Source organism: Pseudomonas sp. KH_021, assembly GCF_057838865.1.
This window is the reverse complement of sequence record NZ_CM174477.1, coordinates 159,491-186,010: the sequence shown is the minus strand read 5'-3', so window position 1 is coordinate 186,010 and position 26,520 is coordinate 159,491. Positions and strand designations below refer to the sequence as shown.

Annotated in this window: 23 protein-coding genes, 1 tRNA gene and 1 pseudogene; 7 read left to right on the top strand and 18 right to left on the bottom strand. The window is 59.7% G+C overall.

Annotation, left to right across the window (positions count from 1 at the left end):
• Nucleotides 1–183: 183 nt before the first annotated feature.
• The gene (locus AC3IX4_RS00880) at nucleotides 184–633 is read left to right on the top strand and encodes an EVE domain-containing protein (RefSeq protein WP_489258815.1); all 450 of its coding nucleotides are present in this window, start codon (nucleotides 184–186) and stop codon (nucleotides 631–633) included.
• Between the two features lie 6 nt (nucleotides 634–639).
• Here AC3IX4_RS00880 and AC3IX4_RS00875 read toward each other — a convergent pair whose 3' ends face one another.
• Nucleotides 640–1,044 carry a flagellar basal body-associated protein FliL gene (locus AC3IX4_RS00875; RefSeq protein ID WP_489258814.1) on the bottom strand — a complete coding sequence of 135 codons (405 nt, stop codon included), beginning with the start codon at nucleotides 1,042–1,044 and terminating at the stop codon, nucleotides 640–642.
• Nucleotides 1,045–1,202: 158 nt separating this feature from the next.
• Between AC3IX4_RS00875 and AC3IX4_RS00870 the strand changes: the two genes are divergently transcribed.
• Complete coding sequence (locus AC3IX4_RS00870; RefSeq protein ID WP_489258813.1) at nucleotides 1,203–2,183, top strand: NADPH:quinone oxidoreductase family protein; 981 nt, start codon at nucleotides 1,203–1,205, stop codon at nucleotides 2,181–2,183.
• Between the two features lie 125 nt (nucleotides 2,184–2,308).
• Here AC3IX4_RS00870 and AC3IX4_RS00865 read toward each other — a convergent pair whose 3' ends face one another.
• The 3 genes and pseudogenes from AC3IX4_RS00865 to AC3IX4_RS00855 form a co-directional block, all read right to left on the bottom strand.
• Nucleotides 2,309–3,094, bottom strand: a complete 786-nt coding sequence (locus AC3IX4_RS00865) for a MetQ/NlpA family ABC transporter substrate-binding protein (RefSeq protein WP_489258812.1) — start codon at nucleotides 3,092–3,094, stop codon at nucleotides 2,309–2,311.
• A gap of 148 nt (nucleotides 3,095–3,242) precedes the next feature.
• Nucleotides 3,243–4,058 (bottom strand): annotated as a pseudogene (locus AC3IX4_RS00860) (sigma 54-interacting transcriptional regulator); the annotation flags it as partial.
• A 54-nt stretch (nucleotides 4,059–4,112) separates the two neighbouring features.
• The gene (locus AC3IX4_RS00855) at nucleotides 4,113–4,694 is read right to left on the bottom strand and encodes an alpha/beta hydrolase (protein ID WP_489258811.1); all 582 of its coding nucleotides are present in this window, start codon (nucleotides 4,692–4,694) and stop codon (nucleotides 4,113–4,115) included.
• A gap of 367 nt (nucleotides 4,695–5,061) precedes the next feature.
• Here AC3IX4_RS00855 and AC3IX4_RS00850 point away from each other — a divergent pair, with 367 nt between their 5' ends.
• The gene (locus tag AC3IX4_RS00850) at nucleotides 5,062–6,066 is read left to right on the top strand and encodes an AraC family transcriptional regulator (protein WP_489258810.1); all 1,005 of its coding nucleotides are present in this window, start codon (nucleotides 5,062–5,064) and stop codon (nucleotides 6,064–6,066) included.
• Between the two features lie 26 nt (nucleotides 6,067–6,092).
• Complete coding sequence (locus AC3IX4_RS00845) at nucleotides 6,093–6,605, top strand: Mpo1 family 2-hydroxy fatty acid dioxygenase (protein WP_489258809.1); 513 nt, start codon at nucleotides 6,093–6,095, stop codon at nucleotides 6,603–6,605.
• Nucleotides 6,606–6,837: 232 nt separating this feature from the next.
• On the opposite strand, the gene AC3IX4_RS00840 is transcribed toward AC3IX4_RS00845, so the two are convergent.
• The 6 genes from AC3IX4_RS00840 to dibA all read right to left on the bottom strand — a co-directional run bounded on the left by AC3IX4_RS00840 (nucleotide 6,838) and on the right by dibA (nucleotide 13,126).
• Nucleotides 6,838–7,818 (bottom strand): sulfate/molybdate ABC transporter ATP-binding protein, encoded by a 981-nt coding sequence (locus tag AC3IX4_RS00840; RefSeq protein ID WP_489258808.1) that lies wholly within the window; start codon nucleotides 7,816–7,818, stop codon nucleotides 6,838–6,840.
• A 3-nt stretch (nucleotides 7,819–7,821) separates the two neighbouring features.
• Nucleotides 7,822–8,694, bottom strand: coding sequence for a sulfate ABC transporter permease subunit CysW (gene cysW, locus AC3IX4_RS00835; RefSeq protein ID WP_489258807.1), 873 nt, complete (start codon nucleotides 8,692–8,694; stop codon nucleotides 7,822–7,824).
• Between the two features lie 14 nt (nucleotides 8,695–8,708).
• Nucleotides 8,709–9,527, bottom strand: coding sequence for a sulfate ABC transporter permease subunit CysT (gene cysT / locus AC3IX4_RS00830; RefSeq protein ID WP_489258806.1), 819 nt, complete (start codon nucleotides 9,525–9,527; stop codon nucleotides 8,709–8,711).
• A gap of 87 nt (nucleotides 9,528–9,614) precedes the next feature.
• Nucleotides 9,615–10,622: a sulfate ABC transporter substrate-binding protein gene (locus AC3IX4_RS00825; RefSeq protein ID WP_489258805.1), complete on the bottom strand. Its 1,008-nt coding sequence runs from the start codon at nucleotides 10,620–10,622 to the stop codon at nucleotides 9,615–9,617.
• 54 nt (nucleotides 10,623–10,676) lie between these two features.
• Nucleotides 10,677–10,859 carry a sulfur starvation response protein OscA gene (gene oscA / locus AC3IX4_RS00820; RefSeq protein WP_489258804.1) on the bottom strand — a complete coding sequence of 61 codons (183 nt, stop codon included), beginning with the start codon at nucleotides 10,857–10,859 and terminating at the stop codon, nucleotides 10,677–10,679.
• 356 nt (nucleotides 10,860–11,215) lie between these two features.
• A complete protein-coding gene (dibA, locus tag AC3IX4_RS00815) occupies nucleotides 11,216–13,126 on the bottom strand; it encodes a phosphodiesterase DibA (RefSeq protein WP_489258803.1) in 1,911 nt (636 codons plus the stop codon).
• Between the two features lie 191 nt (nucleotides 13,127–13,317).
• On the opposite strand from dibA, the gene desA reads away from it, so the two are divergent.
• Together desA and AC3IX4_RS00805 are read left to right on the top strand one after the other, a co-directional pair.
• Entirely contained in the window at nucleotides 13,318–14,502 is a 1,185-nt protein-coding gene (gene desA / locus AC3IX4_RS00810; RefSeq protein WP_489258802.1) for a delta-9 fatty acid desaturase DesA, read from the top strand.
• 160 nt (nucleotides 14,503–14,662) lie between these two features.
• Complete coding sequence (locus tag AC3IX4_RS00805; RefSeq protein ID WP_489258801.1) at nucleotides 14,663–15,652, top strand: GGDEF domain-containing protein; 990 nt, start codon at nucleotides 14,663–14,665, stop codon at nucleotides 15,650–15,652.
• A 175-nt stretch (nucleotides 15,653–15,827) separates the two neighbouring features.
• Here AC3IX4_RS00805 and AC3IX4_RS00800 read toward each other — a convergent pair whose 3' ends face one another.
• From AC3IX4_RS00800 to gabD, 3 genes are all read right to left on the bottom strand, one after another.
• Complete coding sequence (locus AC3IX4_RS00800) at nucleotides 15,828–17,033, bottom strand: HDOD domain-containing protein (RefSeq protein WP_489258800.1); 1,206 nt, start codon at nucleotides 17,031–17,033, stop codon at nucleotides 15,828–15,830.
• A 127-nt stretch (nucleotides 17,034–17,160) separates the two neighbouring features.
• Nucleotides 17,161–18,441, bottom strand: coding sequence for a 4-aminobutyrate--2-oxoglutarate transaminase (gene gabT, locus AC3IX4_RS00795; protein WP_489258799.1), 1,281 nt, complete (start codon nucleotides 18,439–18,441; stop codon nucleotides 17,161–17,163).
• A 187-nt stretch (nucleotides 18,442–18,628) separates the two neighbouring features.
• Nucleotides 18,629–20,071, bottom strand: coding sequence for an NADP-dependent succinate-semialdehyde dehydrogenase (gene gabD, locus AC3IX4_RS00790; protein ID WP_489258798.1), 1,443 nt, complete (start codon nucleotides 20,069–20,071; stop codon nucleotides 18,629–18,631).
• 272 nt (nucleotides 20,072–20,343) lie between these two features.
• On the opposite strand from gabD, the gene AC3IX4_RS00785 reads away from it, so the two are divergent.
• Nucleotides 20,344–20,420 (top strand) — tRNA-Arg (locus AC3IX4_RS00785).
• Nucleotides 20,421–20,532: 112 nt separating this feature from the next.
• Here the strand turns inward: AC3IX4_RS00785 and AC3IX4_RS00780 are convergent.
• The 5 genes from AC3IX4_RS00780 to AC3IX4_RS00760 all read right to left on the bottom strand — a co-directional run bounded on the left by AC3IX4_RS00780 (nucleotide 20,533) and on the right by AC3IX4_RS00760 (nucleotide 26,474).
• Nucleotides 20,533–21,132 (bottom strand): hypothetical protein, encoded by a 600-nt coding sequence (locus tag AC3IX4_RS00780; protein WP_489258797.1) that lies wholly within the window; start codon nucleotides 21,130–21,132, stop codon nucleotides 20,533–20,535.
• Nucleotides 21,129–22,250 carry an XRE family transcriptional regulator gene (locus AC3IX4_RS00775; RefSeq protein WP_489261180.1) on the bottom strand — a complete coding sequence of 374 codons (1,122 nt, stop codon included), beginning with the start codon at nucleotides 22,248–22,250 and terminating at the stop codon, nucleotides 21,129–21,131. Before AC3IX4_RS00775 ends, AC3IX4_RS00780 begins: the two co-directional genes overlap by 4 nt.
• A 78-nt stretch (nucleotides 22,251–22,328) precedes the next feature.
• Nucleotides 22,329–23,546: an MFS transporter gene (locus AC3IX4_RS00770; RefSeq protein ID WP_489258796.1), complete on the bottom strand. Its 1,218-nt coding sequence runs from the start codon at nucleotides 23,544–23,546 to the stop codon at nucleotides 22,329–22,331.
• 73 nt (nucleotides 23,547–23,619) lie between these two features.
• Complete coding sequence (locus AC3IX4_RS00765; protein WP_489258795.1) at nucleotides 23,620–25,011, bottom strand: APC family permease; 1,392 nt, start codon at nucleotides 25,009–25,011, stop codon at nucleotides 23,620–23,622.
• Between the two features lie 65 nt (nucleotides 25,012–25,076).
• On the bottom strand, nucleotides 25,077–26,474 hold the full coding sequence (locus tag AC3IX4_RS00760; protein WP_489258794.1) for an aminotransferase: 1,398 nt from the start codon (nucleotides 26,472–26,474) through the stop codon (nucleotides 25,077–25,079).
• Between the last annotated feature and the right edge of the window lie 46 nt (nucleotides 26,475–26,520).

Sequence of the window (26,520 nt, the reverse complement as noted above, 5' to 3'; positions counted from 1 at the left end):
CAGGCAAACAAAAGCACGATGTCAGCAGCGGTTTTTTATAGGCCGTGCAGCAGCGTCAAGCTTAAAATGGGCGCATTCTCCGACAACATCGGGCGTCACGCAAACCCTGCTGCCAACCGATTGTCGGTAAAACCCGAAATCATGAAACAGAGTGTTTCAAGCCTGCCGCAGGAGCGCCCGCACATGGCCTATTGGCTGATGAAATCCGAGCCCGACGAGCTGTCGATCACCGACCTGGCGCGCCTCAAAGAGACCCGCTGGGATGGGGTGCGTAACTACCAGGCGCGCAACTTCATTCGCAGCATGGCGGTCGGCGACGCGTTCTTTTTCTATCACTCAAGTTGCCCTGAGCCCGGCATCGCCGGCATTGCCCGTATCAGCGCCGCGGGTTATCCCGACCCGACCGCCCTGGACCCGGACAGCCACTATTTCGACCCAAAGGCCAACGCCGAGAAAAACCCTTGGACGGCGGTCGATGTCAGTCATGTCGAGACGTTCAAGAAAGTGCTCGGCCTGGGTTACCTCAAGCAGCAGGCTCTGCTGGCCGAGTTGCCCCTGGTGCAGAAGGGCAGCCGCCTGTCGGTCATGCCGGTAACCCCTGAGCAATGGGCAGCCATCCTCGCCCTGCGCTAACGTTGGCTACTGCACGATCAGGTTGTTGAACAGCAAATCCTCGACGATCGGCTTACCCGTTTCGTCGGTCAGCACCTGCTGGGTTTGCTTCAGGGCTTGTTGACGAAGATTTTCCTTGGCCTCGACGTTACCCAGCGACTCGACCGTCTGCTGGGAAAACAGGGCGACCAACTGGTTGCGAATCAGCGGCTCGTTGTACTTGACCGCCTTGGCGGCTTCATCCCCCGTGACGCGCAAGGCCACATCTGCCTTGTAGACCCGCAATTTGGCGCTGCCATCCAGGGCATAGTTGCCCACCAGGGGCGGGCTCAAGGAGATATAGGCGACTTTGGGCGCTGCCTCTTCAGCTTGCTCGGCCATGGCGGCCACTGGCATCACCAGGGCCAGCATCATCACAATCCACGCTTTCACAGCTCACTCCTCTTCAATTGGCGCCAGCATAACCATCAACGGACCCGCACCCAAGTGCGGCAAAGGCTATGGCCTGGTATCAGGCAGGGGCATGCTCGTTGACCCGACTCAAGGCCCTTCTACACTTATCGGCCATCCCGCCAAAAGGAATAGCCCCGATGAAAGCAGTGTTGTGCAAAGCCTACGGTCCGGCCGAAACGCTGGTCATCGAAGAGGTCCCGGACATTACGGCCAAGGGCAATGAGGTCTTGATGGAAGTGCATGCGGCCGGGGTCAATTTTCCCGATACGCTGATCATCGAAGGCAAGTACCAGTTCAAGCCGCCCTTCCCGTTCTCGCCAGGTGGCGAAGCGGCCGGTGTCGTGCGGGCGCTGGGCGATAACGTCAAAGACTTGAAGGTTGGCGACCGGGTCATGGCCCTGACCGGCTGGGGCAGTTTTGCCGAGCTTGTGGCAGTGCCCAGCTACAACGTCTTGCCTACCCCACCCAGCATGGACTTCCAGACGGCTGCGGCCTTCAGCATGACCTACGGCACCTCGATGCACGCGCTGACCCAGCGCGGCCAGCTCAAGGCCGGTGAAACCTTGCTGGTGCTGGGCGCTTCGGGGGGTGTCGGGCTTGCCGCCGTGGAAATCGGCAAGGCGCTCGGCGCTCGCGTCATCGCCGCCGCCAGTAGCGAGGAGAAACTGGCTGTTGCCAAGGCCGCCGGGGCAGACGAGCTGATCAACTACAACCAGAGCAACCTCAGGGACGAACTCAAGCGCCTGACCGGCGGCAACGGTGTAGACGTGATCTACGACCCGGTCGGCGGCGAGCTGTTCGACCCGGCCGTGCGCAGCCTGGCCTGGAATGGTCGGTTGCTGGTGGTGGGGTTTGCCAGCGGGCAGATCCCGCAGTTTGCCGTAAACCTGGCACTGCTCAAGGGAGCGTCGGTGGTGGGCGTGTTCTGGGGCTCGTTTGCCCAGCGCCAGCCGGCCGACAACGCGGCTAACTTCGAGCAGCTATTTGCCTGGTACGAACAAGGGAAGTTGAAGCCGCTGGTGTCGCAGACGTATCCGCTTGAGCAGGCGGGTAAAGCCATCGATGCACTAGGGCAGCGCCGGGCGGTGGGCAAGGTGGTAGTGCAAGTCCGCCTGTAGCCGCTGCCGTCAGGCTGCGATGCGGCCCGAAGGGGCGCCGGTCACGCGACCTCTGCGCCCGCTCCGCGGTCGATCGCAGCCTGACGGCAGCGGCTACAGGTGTATCAGGTGTATCAGGTAGCGGATCAGAACGCCGGCAGTACCGCGCCGCTGTATTTCTTGGCGATGAAGGCTTTGACTTCAGGGCTGGTCAGCGCTTTGGCCAGCTTCTGCATGGCGACGCTGTCCTTGTTGTCCGGGCGAGCTACCAGGAAGTTGACGTAAGGCGAGTCGCTGCCTTCGATCAGCAGTGCATCCTTGGATGGGTTCAGGCCCGCTTCCAGCGCGTAGTTGGTGTTGATCATGTCCAGATCGACTTGGTCCAGCACGCGCGGCAGCATGGCCGATTCCAGTTCCTTGAACTTGAAGTTGCGCGGGTTCTTGACGATATCTTTCGTGGTGGCCACGGCGTTTTTCGGGTCTTTCAGTTCGATCAAACCGGCTTTGTGCAACAGGATCAGTGCACGACCGCTGTTGCTGCCATCGTTGGGAATGGCGATGGTCGCGCCGTCCTTGAGCTCAGCCAGGGTTTTGACTTTTTTCGAGTAGCCACCAAAGGGCTCGACGTGTACACCGATGACGGTCACAAGGTGTGTGCCTTTACCTTCGTTGAAGCTATTGAGGTAAGGCAGGGTCTGGAAGTAGTTGGCGTCCAGGCGCTTCTGGTCGACCTGCACGTTAGGCTGTACGTAGTCGGTGAACACCTTGACTTCCAGGTCCACACCTTCCTTGGCCAGGGCCGGCTTGATCAGTTCAAGGATTTCAGCATGGGGAACCGGGGTCGCGGCGACGACCAGCTTTTCGCCTGCCTGGGCAAAACCTGCAACCGACAGCGCGGCAGCCAGAGCGGTGAACAACAGAGCCTTTTTCATGCACAGTCCTTAATCATTTCTACGCGCGTCGATGACGACAGCAAAAAGGGGGTGCCACCGTTCTTCGGGGGCGTGGGACGGACAATACCCACATTTCTTATTCCTTAACAATATCTTTTGCTTAGGTTCTTATTCCTTTTCAGCGAGCATCTGGCAACTGTAAGTGCTCGGGCAGGATCTCTTCACGACTGACCAACAGTGCGAAGTGAATGACGTTTTCAAGCTCTCGGGTATTGCCGGGCCAACGGTGTTGTTCGAGCAAGCGCAGGGCCGCGTCGCTGATCAGTGGCACAGGGAAGTTCAAGCGCTGGCTATAGAAGCCGAGGAAATATTCGGCCAAGGCGAGGATATCGCCGGTACGCTCGCGCAATGCGGGCAGTTCCAGATACCCCTCGCTCAGGTACCGGAAGAGGCGGTCATGAAACTTGCCGGCCGCTACCGCTTGCCCAAGGTCAATGCTGGAGGCGGCCACCAGCCGAACATCCACTGGGCTCGGTTGCTGGGCGCCGACACGGGTGACTTCATGGTTTTCCAGCGCCGCCAGCAATTTCACCTGGATAGGCAAAGGCAAGTCGGCGATTTCGTCCAGATACAGGGTGCCGCCATTGGCCGAGCCGAACCAGCCGGCGCGACTGCTGGCCGATCCGCTGAAGGCCGCCGCGGTATAGCCAAACAGTTCGGCATCCGCGTAGGTCGGGCTGATCGCTGCGCAGTTCACCGATACAAATAGCCCACCGCGATCGCTGGCCCGGTGAATGTGGCGTGCCAGCAACTCCTTGCCGGTGCCAGTCTCGCCGCGTATCAGAACGGGCAGGCCCGTGGGGGCGATCTGCTCCAGCTCCTCACGCAGTTGGCGCGAACGGGGGTCGACAAACACCAGCGCCTTGGCGCGGATGCTTAAAGGGCTTTTATCTGCCTCGGGAAAGGTCAGCAGTGGCTGGCCGAACGTATCGTGGGCACTCATGGCAACGCTCCCGCTCCGGCCGCTGTGGGCTTGAGCGTTTGTTCAAGAATGTGATCAGGCTCGGCGCCGCGAATGCTGCTCCAGCCGGTTCTGCAGACGATAGAGGTAGGCGAAGCCTTGCTCCCAGCGATGGTGCCCGGACTTGACGTTGATATGCCCGGCGCCGGCCAGAATCCCAGCTTCGGCGCCCCAGGCCCGCGCCATCTGCAAGGCGCGCGGGGCGCTGACAGCAGGGTCGTTGTCGGAACTGACGACCTGGCTTGGGAATGGCAGAAGCGTTCGTGGAATGGGAGCAAAATTACGCAGGGCTTCGGCACAGGTCGGCCGCTCGACGTCGGCGGGAGCCACCAGCAAGGCACCACGAACACGGCGCAGCAACTCAACCGGCGCATGGGCCGCCCAGTGAGCCACGGTGATGCACCCCAGGCTATGGGCAATGAGGATGACCGACGTGTCTTCGGCCGAAACCGCTGCCTGCAACGACGCGACCCAATCCTGGTGGTACGGTGTCAACCAGTCGGCCTGCTCGACCCTTGAACTGTTGGGCAGGCTGTTCTGCCAGTGGGTTTGCCAATGATCCTCTGGCGATCCTTGCCAGCCCGGCACAATCAGGTAGCGGATTGATTCATTGCGCATGGGGGTTATCTCCTGTGACTTGGACGGCAGTATAAGCAGCTGATATATATTCGTTAAGGAATAAGAGGCTATTTATTAATAACCAAAAATACATATAGATCTAAAAAAAGGGCTGCCCCCTGTCAGAGAGCAGCCTTGGAAATCCCGTGTTCGTTCAGCGCAGCCGTCACAATAAACTTCCCCTGTAACAGCAACATGACACAGATCAGAGTCGTGCCACTCAATGCGCTCAGCGCGGCTAGCCCTCGCCACGATGAAGACATTGATTGCCGTGAATAAGCAGCAGATTATTAAGGTTCATCGGCTGGCGTGTGATCGCCAGCCATGCGGCCATGAACCTACCTGTGGACAGGAAGCTTTTATCAGCATGAGCGAACCAACCACCCTCGCCAGCTGGATCCGCGCACTGTGCAAGCAGCTCGACTCCATGGGCCTGGACAGTGGCGCGCTGTGCCGGCAGGCGGGGCTCGATCCACAGTTGATGGACGACCCAAACGCCCGTTATCCAGTCTCGGGCACCGCTCGCTTGTGGCAACTGGCAGTACAGGTCAGTAGCGACCCGGCGATCGGCCTGCGCATGTCGCGCTTTGTCAGCCCCACCACTTTCCATGCACTGGGCTACGCGCTGGTGGCCAGCGGCAACCTGCGAGACGTATTCGAGCGAATCGTGCGGTATCACAAGGTGGTCAGCGACGTGGTGGAGCCTCAACTGACCCGTACTGAAGATCGCTACTGCCTTCGCCTGCACAGGCCATCGGACAACCCGTCACCGGCATTCGAAGCCATCGACGCCTTCGCCGCGATCTACGTGCGCACGTGTCGCAACCGTCTGGGCCGCGATTACGCCCCGCTGGCGGTGTACTTGCGACGACCGCCGCCTGCCGACCCGCATCAATGGCACAAGGTGTTCCGCTCGCCGGTACACTTCGCCGCTGACGAAGATCGCCTGGAGTTCAACCTGAAGGATTTCGACTGCCATCTGGACGAAGCGGACCCTCAACTGGCTAACCATAACGAATCCCTGCTGGATCAGACCCTCGGTCTATTGCAACCGCTGACCTGGGAGAGGCGGGTGCGCAATGCCATCGAAGCCAGCCTGCCAGAGGGCGCACCCAGCGCCGACGATATCGCCAGCAACCTGCATTTGAGCCTGCGTAGCCTGCAACGCCACCTGGCCGATGAAGGCTGCCGCTACGACAGCTTGCTGGACGAGTGCCGACAAAACCTGGCGCTACACTACCTGCGTGACCCCAACCTCTCACTGATTGAAATCGGTTATCGACTGGGCTTCGCCGATGCCAGCAGTTTTACGCGTGCCTTCAAGCGCTGGACCGGCTTGTCACCGGGCCAATATCGCGACACGTTGCGCTGAGCGGTTTACTCATCAGAGGCACAACAATGAAAAACCTGGTCGATCATCTCAGCCAGTACGCGGCCTATCACCGCGACCCGCGCAATATCGTCACTCACTTTATTGGCATTCCACTGATCGTGGTGGCCGTGACCGTCCTGCTCTCCCGTCCGGGCTTGTACCTGGCAGGTTGCTGGTTGTCACCGGCAGCGCTGGTGGCATTGGCCAGTGCCTGGTTTTACTTGCAGCTAGACCCGCGCCTGGGCGTGCTGATGGCCATGCTGCTGGGCTTTTGCCTGTGGGCCGGTGAACTCTTGGCGAACCAGAGCACCCTGGTCTGGCTCAGTGCCGGGCTTGGGCTGTTTGTGCTGGGGTGGGCGATCCAGTTTGTCGGCCATTACTACGAAGGCCGCAAGCCCGCGTTTGTCGACGATGTGATGGGGTTGATCGTCGGCCCGCTGTTTGTCGTCGCGGAGCTGGGCTTTATGTTGGGGATGCGCGAGGAGTTGAAGCGCGAAATCGAGCAGCGGGTGGGCCCGATCAGACCCACCCCTCCATAACCCCGCTCTAACGTGGGAGCTGGCTTGCCAGCGAAAAGCTTCACCGCGGTGTGTCAGACATACCGCGGTGAAGTTATTCGCTGGCAAGCCCACAGAATCACTCAAGAATGAGATTTGCCCATAACCATAGAATCTCCCACAAGAATCAAAAGCCGCCCTGAGGGATTCTCATCAACCATAGAATCTCCCACAGTGTCACCCACAGTTGCTTAGGGTGGTCCGGCAATCCGATTCAGAGTTTCTGCCAGACCTTGGGCTTGAAGAACAACGTCTCGCCGCGTGCCAGGCCGATCAGGCTATCGTGATCCTTCACCACTTCGGCTTCGATCAGATCGCTCTGCCCTTCCACCTTCAATGTCACCCGCGTGGTCGCGCCCAGCGGGCGGATGTCGCGCACTTCGGCGGCGTGGTGGTCTTCCAGCTCGTGGCGCGACAGCGACACTTCGTGAGGGCGGAACAGCACGAGGTGATCGTCGCTCAGGTGCAGCCGGTTGGAGTCACCCAGGAAGTGGTAAACGAAATCGCTGGCCGGGTTTTCGTACACCTCGCCCGGTGAGCCGATCTGCTCGATCACACCCTTGTTCATCACCACGATACGGTCGGCCACTTCCATGGCTTCTTCCTGGTCGTGAGTCACGAACACCGAGGTCAGGTTGATATCTTCGTGCAGCCGCGCCAGCCAGCGGCGCAACTCCTTGCGCACCTTGGCATCGAGGGCACCGAACGGCTCGTCGAGCAGCAATACCTTGGGCTCTACCGCCAGGGCGCGAGCCAGGGCGATACGCTGGCGCTGGCCACCGGACAACTGCTCGGGGTAGCGGTCGGACAGCCAGTCGAGCTGGACCATGTTCAGCAGTTCGTGGACCTTCTCGGCGATTTTGCTTTCGCTTGGGCGCTCGCCCTTGGGCTTCATGCGCAGGCCAAAGGCGACGTTGTCGAACACGCTCATATGGCGGAACAACGCATAGTGCTGGAACACAAAGCCGACGTTGCGGTCGCGTACATCGTGGCCGGAAACGTCTTCGCCATGGAAGACGATGCTGCCCTGGTCGGGCGTTTCAAGGCCCGCGATGATCCGCAACAGCGTGGTCTTGCCGCAACCGGAAGGGCCGAGCAAGGCCACCAGTTCACCGCTCTGGATATCCAGATTGATGCTGTTCAGGGCCTGGAAAGCGTTGAAGCGCTTGCTGACATTACGAACTTCGATCGACATGAATTATTCCTCCGCTGCGTTGTTGCGCAGACGGTTAATGCGGGACTCGCTCCACTGCTTGAGCAGCAGGATAAAGAGCGCCAGGATCAGCAACAGGCTCGCCACACTGAAGGCCGCGACGTGGTTGTATTCGTTGTAGAGAATCTCGACGTGCAGCGGCAAGGTATTGGTCACCCCGCGGATGTGCCCTGACACCACCGACACCGCACCAAATTCCCCCATGGCCCGGGCGGTGCAGAGCACCACGCCGTAGATCAGGCCCCACTTGATGTTCGGCACGGTCACATGCCAGAACATCTGCCAACCATTGGCACCCAACAGGCGCGCGGCTTCTTCTTCCTGGGTGCCCTGCTCTTGCATGAGCGGGATCAGTTCACGGGCCACGAACGGCACGGTGACGAAGATGGTCGCCAGCACGATACCCGGCAAGGCAAACACGATCTGGATGTCATGGTCCTGAAGCCATGGCCCGAAAAAGCCCTGGGCGCCGAACATCAATACGTAGACCAGGCCCGCGATCACCGGCGAAACGGAGAACGGCAGGTCGATCAACGTTACCAGGATGCTCTTGCCACGGAAGTTGTATTTGCTGACACACCAGGCCGCGCTGACACCGAACACCAAGTTCAGCGGTACCGAGATCAATACAGCGATCACGGTCAGTTTCAGTGCCGACAGGGCGTCGGGTTCGAAGATCGCCGTGAAGAATGCACCCAGGCCAAGCTTTAGGCCCTGGGAGACCACGATAAACAGCGGCAGCAGCAAGAACAGGGCGAAGATCAACCAGCCGAGGCCGATCAGGATACGCCGTGAAGTGGCACTACCGCGGCGAGCGGCATTGGCCGATGCGGCGGCCGAAATCGAAGTTGCGGACATGTTTGTGGCCTCCTTCAAGGGGTTTCGATGCGCCGCTGCAGCAGGTTGATCAGCAGCAACAGAATGAAGGAAACCACCAGCATCATCACGCCGATGGCCGTGGCGCCGGTGTAGTCGTATTGGTCGAGCTTGACCATGATCAGCAGCGGCAGGATTTCGGTTTTCATCGGCATGTTACCGGCGATGAAAATCACCGACCCGTACTCACCAACACCCCGGGCGAAGGCCAATGCAAAGCCCGTCAGCCAGGCCGGCAGCAAGGCGGGTGCGAGGATGTAGCGGAACACCTGCATGGGCTTGGCGCCCAGGCAGGCGGCGGCCTCTTCGACTTCACGAGGAATATCGGCCAATACCGGCTGCACCGTACGCACCACGAACGGCAGGGTGACGAAGGTCAGTGCCAGGGTAATGCCCAACGGGGTGTAGGCGATCTTGAAGCCAAGGTCCGTGGCGAACTGCCCAACCAGGCCGTTTGGCGCATACAGGGCGGTCAAGGCAATGCCGGCAACGGCCGTGGGCAAGGCGAACGGCAGGTCGATCATGGCATCGATGACCTTGCGCCCAGGGAAGGTATAGCGAACCAGCACCCAGGCCAGCAACGTGCCGATCACACCGTTGATGATGGCCGCGCAAAGAGCCGTGCCGAAACTCAGCTTCAGGGCGGCCAACACGCGCGGCGCACTGATGATGGTCCAGAACTGCTCCCAGGTGAGCTGGGCGGCATGCACGAACATGGCGGCCAACGGTATGAGCACAATCAGGCTGAGGTACACCAAGGTGTAGCCCAGCGTCAGCCCAAAGCCGGGTATGACGGGGGAGATACGACGCGACATAAAAGTCCTTGGTTGACGCACAAAAGCCCGAGAGAAGTCCCGGGCCCATGCTTGGCTACTAAACGGCGTTACTAAAAGCACCCTGACTCACGGCGCCGTATAGATCTGGTCGAACACCCCACCGTCGTTGAAAAACTTGGGCTGGGCAGTTTTCCAGCCGCCGAAGTCTTTGTCGATAGTGACCAGGTCCAGTTTGGGGAACTGTTTGCCATATTCGGCCGCTACTTTGCTATCACGCGGGCGGTAGAAGTTCTCGGCGGCGATTTTCTGGCCGGCCGGGCTGTACAGGTATTCGAGGTATTGCTTGGCAATCACTTGATTGCCCTTCTTCTCGGCATTCTTGTCGACCACGGCCACCGGTGGTTCGGCAAGAATCGACAGCGACGGCACGATGATCTCGAATTTGTCGCTGCCACCGTCTTCTTTCAGCGCCAGGAACGCTTCATTTTCCCAGGCCAGCAGTACGTCACCCTGACCGTTGTTGACGAAAGTAATGGTCGAGCCTCGGGCGCCGGTGTCCAGTACCGGAACGTGCTTGAACAGCTCTTTTACATACTCTTGGGCCTTGGCGTCGCTGCCACCGGTTTTCAGGCCGTAGGCCCAGGCGGCGAGGAAATTCCAGCGCGCGCCACCGGAGGTTTTCGGGTTTGGCGTGATAACCGATACGTCTTTCTTGATCAGGTCGCCCCAGTCCTTGATGCCCTTGGGGTTGCCCTTGCGCACCAGGAACACGATGGTCGAGGTGTAAGGCGTACTGGCCTCGGGCAAACGCGTCTGCCAGGTGGCCGGCAGGGACTTGCCCAGCTTGGCCACTTCATCGATGTCACCGGCCAGGGCCAGGGTCACCACGTCAGCGCGCAGCCCATCGATCACCGCACGGGCCTGCTTGCCCGACCCCCCGTGAGATTGCTGGATCTTCACCTTGTCGTCAGGGTGGCTCTGCTGCCAGTGCTTGATGAATTCGGCGTTGTACTGCTGATACAGCTCGCGGGTCGGATCATAGGACACGTTCAGCAGTTCGTAGTCCTTGGCGATGGCGGAACCTGCAAAAACAGCACTGGCGAGGGCTGCCAGGGCATAACGGCGGATGGACATGGTGAAGCTCCCGATTGGCTATTTTTCTAATATTTCTGGCGGCAGGCTTTGGCTTCAGCTGGGCTTGTTGCCCGGGTTTTGCAGGCGGAATTTTTCCTTGCGCTCGATCTGCACTACTTGGGCGTTGTGCACCGTGATCTCCACCGCACCGAAGCGCAGGTCGCGCAGTGCGGCCTGAATCTCGCGCAGGATGCTGGCTTCGTCCTGACCATCAATGCTACGCAGTGGTGTGCTCATGCTCGTGCTCCCTGAAGATGAGAAATGCTGTGGGCTTGGAGCTCATCTTAGAGACGTCTTTATATTCTTAAAAATACTGTTTAGGCATGTTTATATAACCTAATGGCCAGATATACCGCGGTGCGCCTATCGCGGCATAGGTATCTACACAACTCTGGGGCAGCGCGGCTCTTGTAGCCGCTGCCGAGGTACGAGGCTGCGATCGGCGGCGAAGCCGTCGTAAATTCAGGCCCTTCGGTGTGCCTGATGGATTATGGTCTCAGGTTTTACGGCCGCTTCGCTGCCGATCGCAGCCTCGTACCTCGTCAGCGGCTACATTCGTAGCAGTACGCCAAAAGATGTGTAGATACCTATGCCTATCGCGGTGGATTGGATGGGAAGACCAGTTCCTGCGCGGGCACCGGCCGGCCGAACCACCAGCCCTGCCCCGCATCGCACTGCTGCTCCAGCAGGAACTGCGCCTGTTCGGCCTGTTCGATACCTTCGGCATGCACTGTCATGCCCATGCTCTTGGCCAAGGCAATGATGACGCGAATGATGGCGATATCGTCCTCATCCTCTGGCAGGCCATTGACGAAACCCTGGTCGATCTTGAGCTTTTGGACAGGCAGGTGCTTGAGGCGCAAAAGGGAGGAATAGCCAGTGCCGAAATCGTCGATGGCCAATTGCAGGCCCAGTTCGCGCAGACGATGCATCTGCTCAAGCGCACTGTCAGGGTCGTCCATGACCGCGCTTTCGGTCACTTCCAGCTCCAAGCAAGCCGGGGCCAGGCCGGTGTCCTCGAGCACTTGCGCCACTTGGCGATAGAGATCGCGATGACCAAACAGTCGGCTGGAAACATTTACCGCGACGAAGTCCAGGGATTTGCCGCTGCGCTGCCAGGCAACCATCTGGGTGCACGCCTGGCGCATCACCCAGGCGTCGATCTCGGCAATCAAGCCCGAGCGCTCGGCAATGGGAATAAATTCTCCCGGAGGCACCATCCCTCTTTGCGGATGTTCCCAGCGCACCAATGCTTCAACACCGATCAGTCGGTTGCTGCGCAAATCATGTACTGGCTGATAGAACACCCGCAGCTCTTGCTGTTCCAGGGCGCGGCGTAGTTCAGCGGTGGTTTCTACCCGTTGCTGGGCATCAGTGGTGAGCTCTTCGGTGTACAAGGCATAGCCAGACCTGCCGCAGGACTTGGCCTTGTACAGCGCCGAATCAGCGTTGCGCAGCAGCTGATCAGCGTCCAGCGCATCACCGGGATACAGGCTGATGCCGATGCTGGCGCTCACAAACAAAGAATGACTGTCCAACATGAAGGGCTGCTTTAAGCCATCGAGCAAGGCTTGCGCCTGGCGTGCGGCAAGCCTCACGTGCGGGCAGTTTTCCAGCAGCACGGCAAATTCGTCACCCCCCAGGCGGGCCAGGGTCACGTCTTCGTCCAGCAAGCCGCGCAAGCGTTCGGCAACCGCCTTGAGCAACTGATCACCCAGGCTGTGGCCGAGGCTGTCGTTGATGCTTTGAAAGTGGTCCAGGTCCAATGCCAGTAAGGCGCAACCGCGCTTGTGAGCCTTGGCGGCGGCCAGCGCCTGGACGGTTCGATCATTGAACAGCAGGCGGTTGGGCAAGCCCGTCAACGGGTCGTAGTTAGCCAACCGCGCACGCTCTCGTTCCGAACGCTTGATCGCGCTGATATCGCTGAACACGGCAACGTAATGGCTGACCTGATCGCTGTCGTCCTTGATGGCGCTGATGGTCTGCCATTGTGGATAGATCTCGCCGTTCTTGCGCCGGTTCCAGATCTCGCCGCTCCATCGGCCCTGTTCAGTCAGGCAGGTGAACATGTGCTGGTAAAAGGCTTGGTCATGTCGGCCGGACTTGAACTTGCTGGGCGTCTGGCCCAGCACTTCCTCAATCCGATAACCGGTAATGTCCATGAACGCTCTGTTCACATGCACGATGCGACGCTCGGCATCGGTGACCAGTACGCCTTCCAGCGTGCTGTCGAACACAGCCGCTGCCGTGCGCAACTGCTGTCGATCTTCACGCCGGGTGCGAGCGCCCAACCCGATGAACTTCAGCAACCGGACGCGAGAAACGAAGATAAATACCGCCGTGGCGGCCACCCCGAGATAGCCACTGATCGCTTGCCACCGGGCACGCGCTGTCGAATCATCGAAAAGATTGTTCAATATTTGATCAGTAAGGAACAACCACAAGACGGCTGCCAGTACATATACCAGCGCTATGCGCAGAGCATCTCGAGATGAAGTCGACATGGGCGGTCGTGAATAGCCACTTCAAAAGAATTGGATTATAGAGGCAAGATGCCCACGTTTCCTGACTTGAGTCGCAGCAGCGGCTAGAAACATCCGGCGACTTTTATCTAAAAGGGTGACTGGTTTTCTGAACCGGCATGGGGATAATTGTCCTTCGCAGTTTTTCTCTATTTCCGAGGACCCAACCGCCTATGTGGTACAACGGTTTACTCGACCTGTCAGTTTGGCAACTGGTGGCAGTCGTTCTGTTGATGACTCACGTGACCATCGTCGGCGTCACGGTTTACCTGCATCGCTATTCCGCCCACCGCTCTCTGGAGCTGAACGCCGGGCTCAAGCATTTCTTCCGCTTCTGGCTGTGGCTGACCACGGCGCAGAACACCCGCGAATGGACGGCGGTACACCGCAAGCACCACGCCAAGTGCGAAACCGTCGATGACCCGCATAGCCCAGTGGTCAAGGGCCTGTCTACCGTTTTGCGCAAAGGTGCAGAGCTGTATCGCGCCGAAGCCGAAAACCCCGACACTTTGCGTATTTATGGCAAGAACTGCCCCGAAGACTGGATCGAGCGCAACCTTTACTCGCGCTTCCCGCTGGGCGGCGTTGCGCTGATGGCGGTGATCGACCTGGCGCTGTTCGGTGTGATCGGCATGACTGTCTGGGCGATCCAGATGATGTGGATTCCGTTCTGGGCCGCAGGGGTTGTCAACGGCCTGGGCCATGCGGTGGGCTATCGCAACTTCGAGTGCCGGGATGCGGCGACCAACCTGATGCCTTGGGGCATCATCATTGGAGGTGAGGAGCTGCACAACAATCACCACACCTACCCCAACTCGGCCAAGCTCTCGGTCAAGAAATGGGAGTTCGACATGGGCTGGGCCTGGATCAGAGTGTTCAGCTTTCTGCGCCTGGCCAAGGTTCAACGTGTGGCGCCCATTGCCCATCGGGTGGAAGGCAAACTGAACCTGGACATGGACACCGCCATGGCCATCCTGAACAACCGTTTCCAGATCATGGCCCAGTACCGCAAGCTGGTCATCGCGCCGTTGGTCACGCAGGAGTTGGCCAAGGTCGATCATTCGGTGCGCCACCAGTTCCGTCGCGCCAAACGCCTGCTTTCGCGTGAGCCCAGCCTGCTGAAAGAGCGCCATCACGCACGCATCCAGAGCATGCTGGAGCATAGTCAGGCACTGAAGGTGATCTACGAAAAACGCTTGGCGCTACAGCAGATATGGGCCCGCACCAGCTCCAATGGCCACGACATGCTCGCCGCCATCAAGGACTGGGTCCATGAAGCCGAGGCCAGTGGCATCCAGTCGCTGCGCGATTTCGCCGTCCAGTTGAAAACCTACTCCCTGCGCCCTGTCGCCGCCTGAAACCGTTGATCGGCGCGCCCTGCACTGCGGCGCGCCGGCCGGAACTTCGCCTCCATACTGGTTTCTGATGCCATAACGCCCCCTGAGGCGGGTTGGCGTGTGGCCGCTCGTTTTCGGGCGTCTTGCAGAGTGATTCAGCCAAGCCTTTCGAGCGTTGCGTATGGCCAACAAAAGCCCTTTTTCGTTTCCCCCCAATCAAATGCCTGATGCGGCGCAAACGCTGTTGGCTTTGTTGCATGCCCAAGGCGAAGTGGCGCGCCTGAGCGAACGCGAACAGTTATTCAGTTCCCTGCTGGTCAGTGTCAATGCGGTGTTATGGGCGTTCGATTGGGAATCGCGCAAGATGCTTTACGTCAGCCCCGCCTACGAGCGCATCTTTGGTCGCTCGGTTGGCCTGGTGCTGGCCGACTACAACGAGTGGCGCGACAGCATCTACCCGGACGACCTGGAATACGCCGAGCGCAGCCTGGCGCAGGTACTGACCCAGGGCGCAGTGGAAGACCGCGAATATCGCATTATCAGCGCCGAGGGTGAAATCCGCTGGCTCAGCGACAAATGCTTTATCAGCCAACAAAGTGAAGCGGGCAAGCGCACCATCGTGGTCGGTATCGCTGAAGACATCACCGAGAAAAAACAACTGGAAGGCGAACTGCAACGCCTGGCCACCACCGATGTGCTGACCCAGAGCAGCAACCGTCGGCATTTTTTCGAGTGCGCCCACCGGGAGTTTGAAAAGGCGCGCCTGGAAGGCTCACCCCTCTCATTCCTGCTGCTGGACATCGATGACTTTAAATTGATCAACGACCAGCATGGCCATCCTGAGGGTGACCAAGTGCTGCAGCGCCTGGCCGACAGCGGCAAGGCGGTGTTGCGTCGCGGGGACCTGTTCGGACGGATCGGTGGGGAAGAATTCGCTGCTGTGTTTCCGGGCTGCCCGCTGGAGATGGCGCAGCAAGTGGCCGAGCGCTTGCAGCGAGAAATCCAGCGCCTGAGCTTCGAGCACGAAGGCAAGCGCTACGGCATCACCGTCAGCCAGGGCCTGACCAGCAGGACCGACGAAGACGACGTGCTCGACGGCCTGTTTTCGCGAGCCGATGCCGCGATGTACCAGGCCAAGCGCCAGGGCAAGAACCAGATCGTTTTGGGGTAACAACCGCGGCGCCTGCTCCACTTGCAACCGCGGCGCCCTCATCGCCGGCAAGCCGGGCTCCTACAGGCAAACCGTAGTGCCAGAGCCACCTGTAGGAGCCAAGCTTGCTTGCGATGAAGACGACGCGATCCTCCTGATACACCCCAGCGTCCATTATCGCGACCAAGGTCTGCTCCTACGCGCGCAAGCGCTCCAGTTGTGGTCGGCTCATTTTCAGCAAGCGGGCCGACTTGCTGCCCTCGATGGCTTCCAGCCCAGCATCGGGCGCCAGGCGCGCCATCTGCGCGGCCAGGTTCATGGCCAGCTCATCGCGGGTATACACACCGCCCCCCAGTTGATACACGGCAGTGATCAACTCGCGCAGCTCAAGTGGCAAGCGCCAACGCGTACGCAAGGCCGAACCATAGGCAGCGCCGAATTCATCCAGGGCCTTGACGATTTGACCCTCATCCAGGGTGCCCCCCGCCAGCAGCCACTCCTGCAGGCAGCGCAATAGCGCCAGGTCTCCCAGGCAGTGCAACAGCCCCGCGCAATAGCAACGCTCCTGGTCGATGTCCAGTTGTCGGGCCAGGGTACGACCGTATTCGGCAGTGTGCAGCGACATTTTCCAATAGCGCTCGGCATGCTCCGCCAACTGTGGGTCACTGAGCTTGGCACTGCGCTTGAGCGCCAGGCCCAGCATCAGGTTCATGCTCTGGACGGTGCCCAAGGTCATCAATGCCTGCATCAGGGTCTGGACCCTGCTATCACGATGCTGGGCGGCGCTGTTGGCCGCCGCGATCAATACGGCCGTTATTTGCGGATCGGTGCGGATTTCTGCTTCCAGCACTTTCAGATTCAAGCCATGAGGATTCAAGCTGCGCTTGACCGCCAGTTGCACATCCGCCAACAGCGGACCACCATCGGTGGAGGCCCTTCGCGCCTCAAGAAACCTGTGCAGGGTCATGCCCGGCCGCAAGGGCGGGACTTCGCAAGCCACCGCCTGGCCCAGCGACCGCAGCAAGGCATTGAGCCGCTGCTTGAGCGTGTCCATATTCAAGGGTTTGGTCAGGTAGGCCGAGGGAGCGAATGGCAACATCTCACGAACACTGGCGCCATCGCTGCGGGCGCTGAGCAGCAGGAACGGCACCACCGGTTGCTGTCGACGCTGGCGAACCCTTCGCAGCAGCTCAAGACCATCCAGGCCTGGCAGTTCCCAGGTCGCGAGGATCACATCGGGTGATTGACCCAGCCCGCTCAGGGCTTGCAGGCCATCGGCACACAGGGTCAACTGCGCGTCGCAGCGCACACTGAGCACGGTCTGCGCCAGCAGATCGCGCATCCACGGGTCAGCCTCCGCAATCAGCACTTTGGGTGCGGCGCAAGGGTCAACGGTGGTCATACGGGTCTCCAAAGTAACGCTTGCCACCCTCTTGGGTGGTTTTTCCTGTACAGACATTACCGCTCGGCGGAAATTTTGGTACAAAAAAACCCGCCGAAGCGGGTTTTTTTGTCTAGCCGTTCACAGTTCAGGCCAGTTCAGCGAAGCACTCTTCGATGATTGCCAGGCCTTGGTCCAGTTGCTCGTCTGGAGCGGTCAGCGGAACCAGCACGCGCAGGACGTTGCCGTAGGTGCCGCAAGACAGCAGGATCAGGCCCTTGTCACGCGCCTTGGCCACTACCTGTGCAACAGCGCCAGCGTTAGGCTTGTGCGAGTCACCGTCGTCGAACAGCTCGACCGCGATCATCGAACCCAGGGCACGGACTTCGCCGATCACTGGGTACTTGCTCTGAATGTTCTTCAGGCCGCTGACCAGACGCTCGCCGACCGCAATGCTGCGCTCCAGCAGGTTTTCTTCTTCGAACACTTCCATTACGGCCAGGGCCGCGGCGCAAGCGATCGGGGAACCGGCATAGGTGCCGCCCAGGCCGCCTGGTGCGATGGCGTCCATGTATTCAGCCTTGCCGCACACGCCCGCTACCGGGAAACCACCGGCGATGGACTTGGCGAAGGTGGTCAGGTCTGGAGCAACGCCCATCTGTTCCATGGCGAAGAAAGTACCGGTACGGCCAGCGCCGGTCTGGACTTCGTCAGCGATCAGCAGGATGCCGTGCTTGTCGCACAGGGCACGCAGGCGAATCATGAACTCTTTCGGCGCGACGTAGAAACCACCTTCGCCCTGAACCGGCTCGATGATGATCGCAGCGATGTCTTTTGGCTCGGCGTCGTTCTTGAAGATGCGCTCGATGCTGGCGATCGAGTCATCGATGCTCACACCGTGCAGCTCGCAAGGGTACAGCGCGCGGAAGATACCGCCTGGCATCAGGCCCATGCCGGCCGAGTAAGGCACGACTTTACCGGTCAGGCCCAGGGTCATCATGGTGCGGCCGTGGTAAGCGCCGGTGAAGGCGATCACGCCTGCACGACCAGTGGCGGCACGGGCGATCTTGACGGCGTTTTCAACCGCTTCGGAACCGGTGGTGACCAGCAGGGTTTTCTTGGCGAAGTCGCCTGGAACACGTGCGTTGATTTTCTCGCACAGCTCGACATACGGCTCGTAGGCCAGCACCTGGAAGCAGGTGTGGGTCAGCTTGTGCAGTTGAGCTTCAACGGCAGCAATGATTTTCGGGTGCACGTGACCGGTGTTCAGTACGGCGATACCACCGGCGAAGTCGATGAACTCGCGGCCTTCAACGTCAGTCACGGTGGCGTTCTTCGCCGACTCGGCGAAGATTGGGTGGATCTGGCCCACACCACGTGGGACGGCGGCAACACGGCGTTGCATCAAAGATTCGTTGGTCTTGCTCATGTGTCATTTCCTCATTCGCCGCTCATCGGGCGGCGCGGTTCAAGGATCAGCGGCCGGGGCAACTGCAGCAGCATACGATGATCGACTGCTACAGCCTCCGAAACCGCGCGGGGTAAGGGCTTGCTGTAAAAAACCGGCAGGACGTCGCTTTCGCGTCCTGCCGGGGAGGTAAAGCCTTACCGTGCCGTCAGATGCTCAGGCACAGGTATTTGATTTCCAGGTAGTCTTCGATGCCGTACTTGGAGCCTTCACGGCCCAGGCCCGAAGCCTTGATGCCGCCAAACGGCGCGACTTCGTTGGAGATCAGACCGGTGTTGATACCCACCATGCCGTATTCCAACGCTTCGGCCACACGGAAGATGCGGCTGATGTCACGGGCATAGAAGTAAGACGCCAGACCGAACTCGGTGTCGTTCGACATCGCGATCACATCGTCTTCGTCCTTGAAGCGGAACAGCGGTGCCAGTGGGCCGAAAGTTTCTTCCTTGGCCACCGCAGCGTTACGCGGCACGTCGATCAGTACGGTCGGCTCGAAGAAGTTGCCTTCGATGCTCTTGCCACCGGTCAGCAGCTTGGCGCCTTTGCCCAGTGCGTCAGCGATGTGCTCTTGCACCTTGGCCACCGCTTTTTCGTCGATCAGCGGGCCGGTGGTGGTGCCTTCTTCCAGACCGTTACCGATCTTGAGTTTCAGCACCGCAGCCTTGAGCTTCTCGGCGAAGGCATCGTAGACACCGTCCTGCACGTAGATGCGGTTGGCACAAACGCAAGTCTGGCCGTTGTTGCGGTACTTGGAGATGATCGCGCCTTCGACGGCCTTATCCAGGTCTGCGTCGTCGAACACGATGAACGGAGCGTTGCCGCCCAGTTCCAGGGACACTTTCTTGATGTCCTTGGCGCATTCGGCCATCAACTGGCGACCGATTTCGGTGGAGCCGGTGAAGGACAGTTTGCGCACGATCGGGTTGCTGGTCAGCTCGCCGCCGATGTCGCCAGCGCTGCCAGTGACAACGCTCAGCACGCCTTTCGGAATACCGGCACGCTCAGCCAGCTCGACCAGGGCCAAGGCGGAGAACGGGGTTTGCGAAGCAGGCTTGAGGACCATGGTGCAGCCAGCGGCCAGGGCCGGGCCGGCTTTACGGGTGATCATCGCCGCCGGGAAGTTCCACGGGGTGATGGCCGCGGTGACGCCGATTGGCTGCTTGATGACGATCAGGCGCTTGTCTGGCTGGTGGCCAGGAATCGTGTCGCCGTAGACGCGCTTGGCTTCTTCAGCGAACCACTCGATGAAGGAGGCAGCGTAGACGATTTCGCCCTTGGCTTCGGCCAGCGGCTTGCCCTGCTCCAGGGTCATCAGGCGGGCCAGGTCGTCCTGGTTTTCGATCATCAATTCGAACCAGCGACGCAGCTTGCCCGCACGTTCCTTGGCGGTCAGTGCACGCCAGGCCGGCAGCGCCTTGTCGGCGGCCTCGATGGCACGGCGGGTTTCCGCGGCGCCCATCTTGGGAACGGTACCCAGAATCTCACCGGTAGCCGGGTTGGTCACCTTGATGGTCTGACCATTGTCAGCGTCCAGCCATACACCGTCGATATAGGCTTGCTGGCGCAACAATTGGGCATCTTTAAGCTGCATGTCGGCTTCCTTAACAGCGCCGTGTAGGCACGGAGCGAATTGTTGATTGTAAAAAAGGAGCCCCGAGGGCGGTCGAGCGTTTGAAATCTCAAACGAATCCTAGGATCAAAGGGGGTAAAGGACAATAGGCTGTTCAAAAAAAAGAACAAAAAGCCGCTCAGTGGAAGGATATTCAGATCAACGTTCTTGATAGACCGCCACCTGTGCGAAATCGACTACAGATTGTCGGCATGGACGACCGGCGCCGAGATGGGTATGATGGCGCCCGCATTGCACTCGTAGCTCAGCTGGATAGAGTACTGCCCTCCGAAGGCAGGGGTCGTGGGTTCGAATCCCGCCGAGTGCGCCATATAGATGTTTCTAGCCATCTCCTGATGCCTACGAAACGCACAACAAAGCCCGCCTCGTGCGGGCTTTGTTGTTTATGGTTGTCTCTGCTTGTTCCGGAAAAGAAGCTCTATCTAGCTCTTACCGAATAGCTTCAGAAAGGCTGTGTGTTTCGCCTGCCGCCACGTTTCAGTCAAGTCGCCGTTGAGCTCCAGCGCTTCGAAGATGCTTTTGACCTGCTCATTTGTTATTAACTTTGCTGTGAGCATTTTTTTGAGCAGCTCGTGGCCATGCCAGACAGCAATGCCGAAATCTTGAGACAACTTGTGCATACCGAGGTCATCCGTGACCACAATTGCGTCTCGAATTTGGCCGAATGCAAGGACTCTACAGTCTGTCGAAGAAGGAGGAGAGCGGCCAGCCGTAGTGTAGGCTGTAGGATTCATTAATACCCAACCACGCAGCACGCTTTGAGCAGCTTCTAGCTGGCCTTTCTCGTCAGCGCTCAGACGAACCTGCTTCGCAACCCGCTCCGCGGCAAGATCTTCACCGTCGAACCAAGGAAACTTGAATTTCAGCGCACCGCTGCGATGCACTTCCTCCTCAACATCTTTCAGAATGGTCAGGACATAGTTTTTCTGCCCAAACCCAACACCCAGCATTGGTCGTACACGCTTCGCTAGCCGCAGATACGCGTTGGTATCCAGCAATACGAGCGTGGACGCAACGCTCAACGCATCAGCTCGTCGTAAAGCGCGAACGCATCACTCAGTGATACATCCATGATTTGCTGAACATACGATGGGCCCGTCCCGTGCTCGCGAATCATGCGCTTCAGAGCCATGAAGAAGTCCGACCGAAACACATTCGACGCGGCGGCAATGTATTGCGCGGGCTTGGGAGGGGCTGGATCAAACAGGATCGTACTGACCAACTGCGGCGTGGAACTGTTGCGCACGGCGTGAATTGTCCTGTCGGGTACCCGCAAGGATGGCAGATGGTTTTGCGCCGCATATCCCTGCACCTGCTTGAACACCGTGTTCAGTGAAATTTGGTGATGCCTGGCATGCTGCTGAAGGACACTCACCTCCCCCGCTGCGCTAGGTGCTTGCACCGCCTCGGAATACGCTAGCTGCGCACACGCCTCAGGAAACAGCAGGGTGCCGGCAAAGGCATCCGCAAAATCCTCACCCTCGTCACTACCCGCAAGCTCAGGGGTGTAGACATGCGCCAACTCGTGGGCCATCCAAAACTTGAAGTCTTCCAGCTTGGTATCCAGGTTGACGAACACGAAGGTGACATCTGACGCCGGCAACAGAATGTGCAACGCATTCTTGTGCTGCTGCTTTTGCCCCCAAAGGACAGGCACCAGAACCGCCCCACACGCCTTGAACTCGGCGATCAGCGCTTCATAACCCAGTACGCTGCGCTCACCCAATCCCAATTTATTGCGTACCTGCGACGCATCGCTCTGCAAACGCGCGTAGCTAATGGACGGTAACGAAATTTTGGTGCGTAAGGTCGACAGCTTCGGCAGAAAATCGACCAAGGTCTTGAGCAAACCGCCGATTCCAATCGCTTTCAGAATATGTTCATCGGTGGTTTTGGTTCCCGCCTTCTTTCGAAATGCCACCACGGGCTGGTCCTGAGGCGGCTCCACCAACTGCGAAAATGAAAGCTGCAGCGTCGTGGCCAGCTTGAGCAACTTGTCAGGGCGAGGAAAATCCTTACCTTTAAACCAGTTAGTAACGGACTGCGCCGATACCCCAAGCTGATCCGCGAGGTCTTTTTGTGTCCAGCCACGCTGAACGAGGGCCGCCCGAAGCGACTCGATGTGTAGGGTATTTTGCATAACGGCCAATGTAGTGCCTCGCTCGGCCAAAATCAAGTTTGATCAAGTTTTGCTCTGCATTGCTCGCTTATCGGAACCTTACCGGGATCGGCTTCGCACCACTGCCTGCCATACGCAATAAACCATCAACACCCCACCGGCGATTTGCATCGCCCACGGCCCGCCCAAGCGCGCCGCGAGCAAGCCCGCCAACAACCCGCCAATGGCATCAAAGCCAAAGCGCGTCGACGTATAAATCGACACCACCCGGCCACGCAGCAGTTCGGGGGCCTCGCTTTGCAGGATGATGTTGGTGCCCACGTTGTTGACCGTGACGCCAAACCCCAACACAGCCATGGCCGCCAATGACAGCGCCAGGTGGGTGCTGAAGGCGAAGACCATCAACGCCAAGGCGCAGCCCACCCCCGCGAGGTAGATCAGCCGGTGCAGGTCGGCCACCGATTGGCGACCAGCGAGCATGATGGTGGAGGCCAGCGAGCCAAAGCCTGCTGCGCCCCACAGCCAGCCCAGGGTGCGGGCGTCGCCGGTGAAGATGTCGCGGGCGAAGACGGGCAGCAGCACGGCGTAGCTTGAGGCGGTGACGTTGACGATCAGCACACCGATCATCAGCGTGCGCACCGACGGCGTTTTAAGCGCGTAGTCGAGCCCTTCACGAAAGACGCTGCGCATGCTGCCCTTGGCTGTCAGGCCAACGCCCATGCGCACCGCCAACAGGCTGAAGATCAGCGCGCAGTACGACAGTGCATTCAAGGCAAAGCACACCGCCTCACCGGTCAGCCCCAGGATCAGTCCCGCCAGCGGCGGGCCAATGAAGCGCGAGCAGGTGAACAGCATGGCGTTGAGGGCCAGGGCGTTGGGTAAATCCTTGGGGTCGTCGACGAAGCGGCTGAGCAGCGACTGGCGAAGCGGGGTGTCTACCGCATTGAGAATGCCCAGCAGGGCCGACATGGCAATGATCAACCCAGCGTTGATATGGCCGCTCCAGGTCAGCAGCGCCAACACGGCGGCCTGCACACCGAGCAGCGTCTGGGTGCCGATCAACAGGCGGCGTTTGTCGTGACGGTCGATCCAGGCCCCGGCAATCGGGCCGACGATCAATTGCGGCAACAGCGAGGCAAAGGTGGTCAATCCCAGCAGCGCAGCAGAATCGGTCAACCGGTAGACCAGCCAGGACAGTGCCACCATCTGCACCCAAGTGCCTAGAGTCGAGATGGCGTGGCCGATGAAGTACAGGCGAAAGTTAGGGTGTTGCAAGGCCCGCAGCGAAGCGGGCCAACGCGGGGATGCAGTCGTCATGGGCCAGGGGCATGCCGTTCAGGAACAAGTAATTCACATGTTAACTGGTTCCCGAGCGGCCTCGCTTGAAAAATCAGAGCGCTTCCATTGCAGCGCTCTGGCGTTGCCCGCCGATGCGAATCACTGCCTCTCCGATCAACAATGCCAACGCCACCCCAATCAGGATTTGCCCGGTGTGCCCCCAACTGACCGGCTCGCCGGGTGTCACCACGAACAGCACGATCCCGGCCAGCACATGCAACCCGACAATCGCCGCCCACAAACAGGCCATGCGATTGCCCAAGGGCATGCGGAACGGGCGCGGTGTCGAGTCGGTCAGGCGCAGCTTGATAAAGGCCAGGCACATCAGCACATAGGGCATCATGAAAATCATCGCGAAGATCGACAGCAGCGTCCAGAACAGCTCTTCGGCACTGTGTGCCACCAGGCCGTAGACCACCATCAGCACCACGCTCACCAGCGAGGCCATCAGTGCCGAACCGATGGGCGTCTTGTGCCGTGGATGGACCACCCCAAACACGGCCGGGAACTCGCCACTGGCAGCCGCGGCCACCGCCGCGCGATTGGTGCCCATGCTCCAGGTGACCATGTTGGTGAACAGGGTAAAGAGTACGAAGCAGGCGATCATATTGGCGAACAACCCGCCCAGCCCGTCGTGGCCGTACATGGCAAACAGCGAGCCTGCGAAGATCTGGGTGACGTCGGTCTTGTCCGGTGGCACCGCCGCCAGCACGCCCAAGGTACCAAAGACGTTGAAGGCCGCAATGATCACCCCGGAAATCAAGACCGCACGCGGGATGTCGCGCTTGGGGTTGATCATTTCCGCTGCGCTACAGCAGGCCAGCTCGGTGCCCATGATGCCGTAGACCATGATCCCCAACGCCGCGATCTCATGGCCGGAGGTGGGCAAGATCGCGTCAAGGGTAAAGGGGTTGGCGAAGCCTTCACGCAGCCCGTAGCTGATGCCGCCAATCCCCAGGCCCGTTACTGCGATCAGCTTGAGAATGGCGCCGATGTTGGGCAGCCATTTGCCGATGCGCAGGGCCATCGCGTTGACCGCTGCCGTGAGCAGCGCCAGCACCACGCCGATGGCGATCTTGGCCCACAGGCTCAGCTCAGGGAAATAGAACGCGCTGAGCATGCCGGCAAACAGGATGTACACCGACGGCATCCACAAGGCGTTGTTGACCCAGTACATCCACGACACTCGAGCACCCCACTTGAAGCCAAAGGCAGTGCGGACCCAGTGGTAAACGCCGCCGTTGTCGGGGAAGGTGGTGCCCAGTTCCGAGGTCATCATGGCCATGGGGATGAACAGCACCACCAGAACGTAAGCCCACCAGAACAGGCTGGTGGAGCCCAACGAGGCAGCCAGGGCGATCTGGTCCATGAACAGCATCGCCGAAACGGTGTAGAGGGTGACATCGCGCAAGCGTAGAACTTTGTTTTTCTTGTTTGTGTCCATCAGGGGCTTTCCTCTGCGGTGAGCGGCGGGCCCGGAAACCCGGGCGCGCATCGCGAGAACGGGGTTTACCAGTGACCGGCCTGCTTCAAGTCCTCCAGGGTCTCAAGGATGCTTGCACGCAGGACATCGACAATAAAGTCCACTTGCTCGCGGGTGAGGATCAAGGGTGGCGACATCACATTCAAATGCACGATTGGGCGAACCAACAGGCCGCGCTTCTGCGCCCGCAGGTGGACCCACTCACCGATATTGATCGCTTCGGGAAACAGCTCACGCGTGTCTTTGTCGGCCACGAACTCGACACAGGCCATAAACCGGCGCCCACGCACATCGCCCACAATCGGTAGATCGGCCAGGGTTTGCAAGCGCTCCTCAAAGTAGCGCCCTACGTCGTCGGCATGCTTGAGCAAGCCTTCGCGCTCGATGATCTCGATGTTTTTCAACGCCGCAGCACAGGCCACCGGATGCCCCGAATAGGTAAAGCCATGGCTGAAGCAGCGGCCCTGCTCGGGCTCGGCGATCACCTGCCAGATGCGCTCGGAGAAGATGCAGGCGCCCAGCGGCTGGTAGCCGGAGGTCAGGCCTTTGGCGGTAGTGATGATGTCCGGCACTACACCGAACACGGCCTCTGAGGCGAAAAAATGGCCGAGCCGGCCAAAGGACGTCACCACTTCGTCGGCGATGTAGAGCACGTCGTGGCGCTGGCAGACTTCCCACATGCGCCGGTGGTAACCCTCGGGCGGCACGATCACGCCACCCGAGCCAAATATCGGCTCAGAGATAAAGGCCCCCACGGTCTCAGCGCCCAGTTCGACAATCTTGGCCTCGAACTCCTGCACCAGTGCATCCAGGAATGCCGCCTCAGTCATGCCCTTGGGAGCACGGTAGAAATAGGGGCAACTGAGGTGATGGATGCCGTCATGCAAAAAATCGAACTCGGGCGGACGATCCGCTTGCTTGCCGCCCAGCGACATACCCAGGTAGGTCGAGCCGTGATAGGCGTTGAAGCGGGTCAGGATATTTTTCTTGGCGCGTTTGCCCCGGCAGTTCTGGTAGTAGTGCACCAGCCGAATGGCGGTATCCACCGCGGTCGAGCCCCCGGTGGTCAGGAACACATGGTCAAGGTCCGCGGGTGCCAGTTCTGCCAGCTTTTTGCACAGCTCGATGGCGCGTGGATTGGCCATGTCGCAGAACGGGTTGGAGTACGCAAGCGCGCGGGTTTGTTCGGCAATGGCCTGGACCATTTCTTCGCGGCCCAGGCCGATATTGGTGCACCACATGCCGCCCACGGCATCCAGGTATCGGTTGCCGGCGGTGTCATAGATATAGACGCCCTCGCCTGCGGCAATGTTCAGCGAGCCGTTGACCCGGTGGTCGTCGAACACGTGGTAGCCGTGCATGTAATGGGCCTTGTCGGCAGCCACCAGGGCGGCATCATCAATCGGAGTGTCGAGTGCGTGCATGGTTGGGTTTTCCTCTCAGGACGTGCCTCGCAGCCTAAGAACTCGG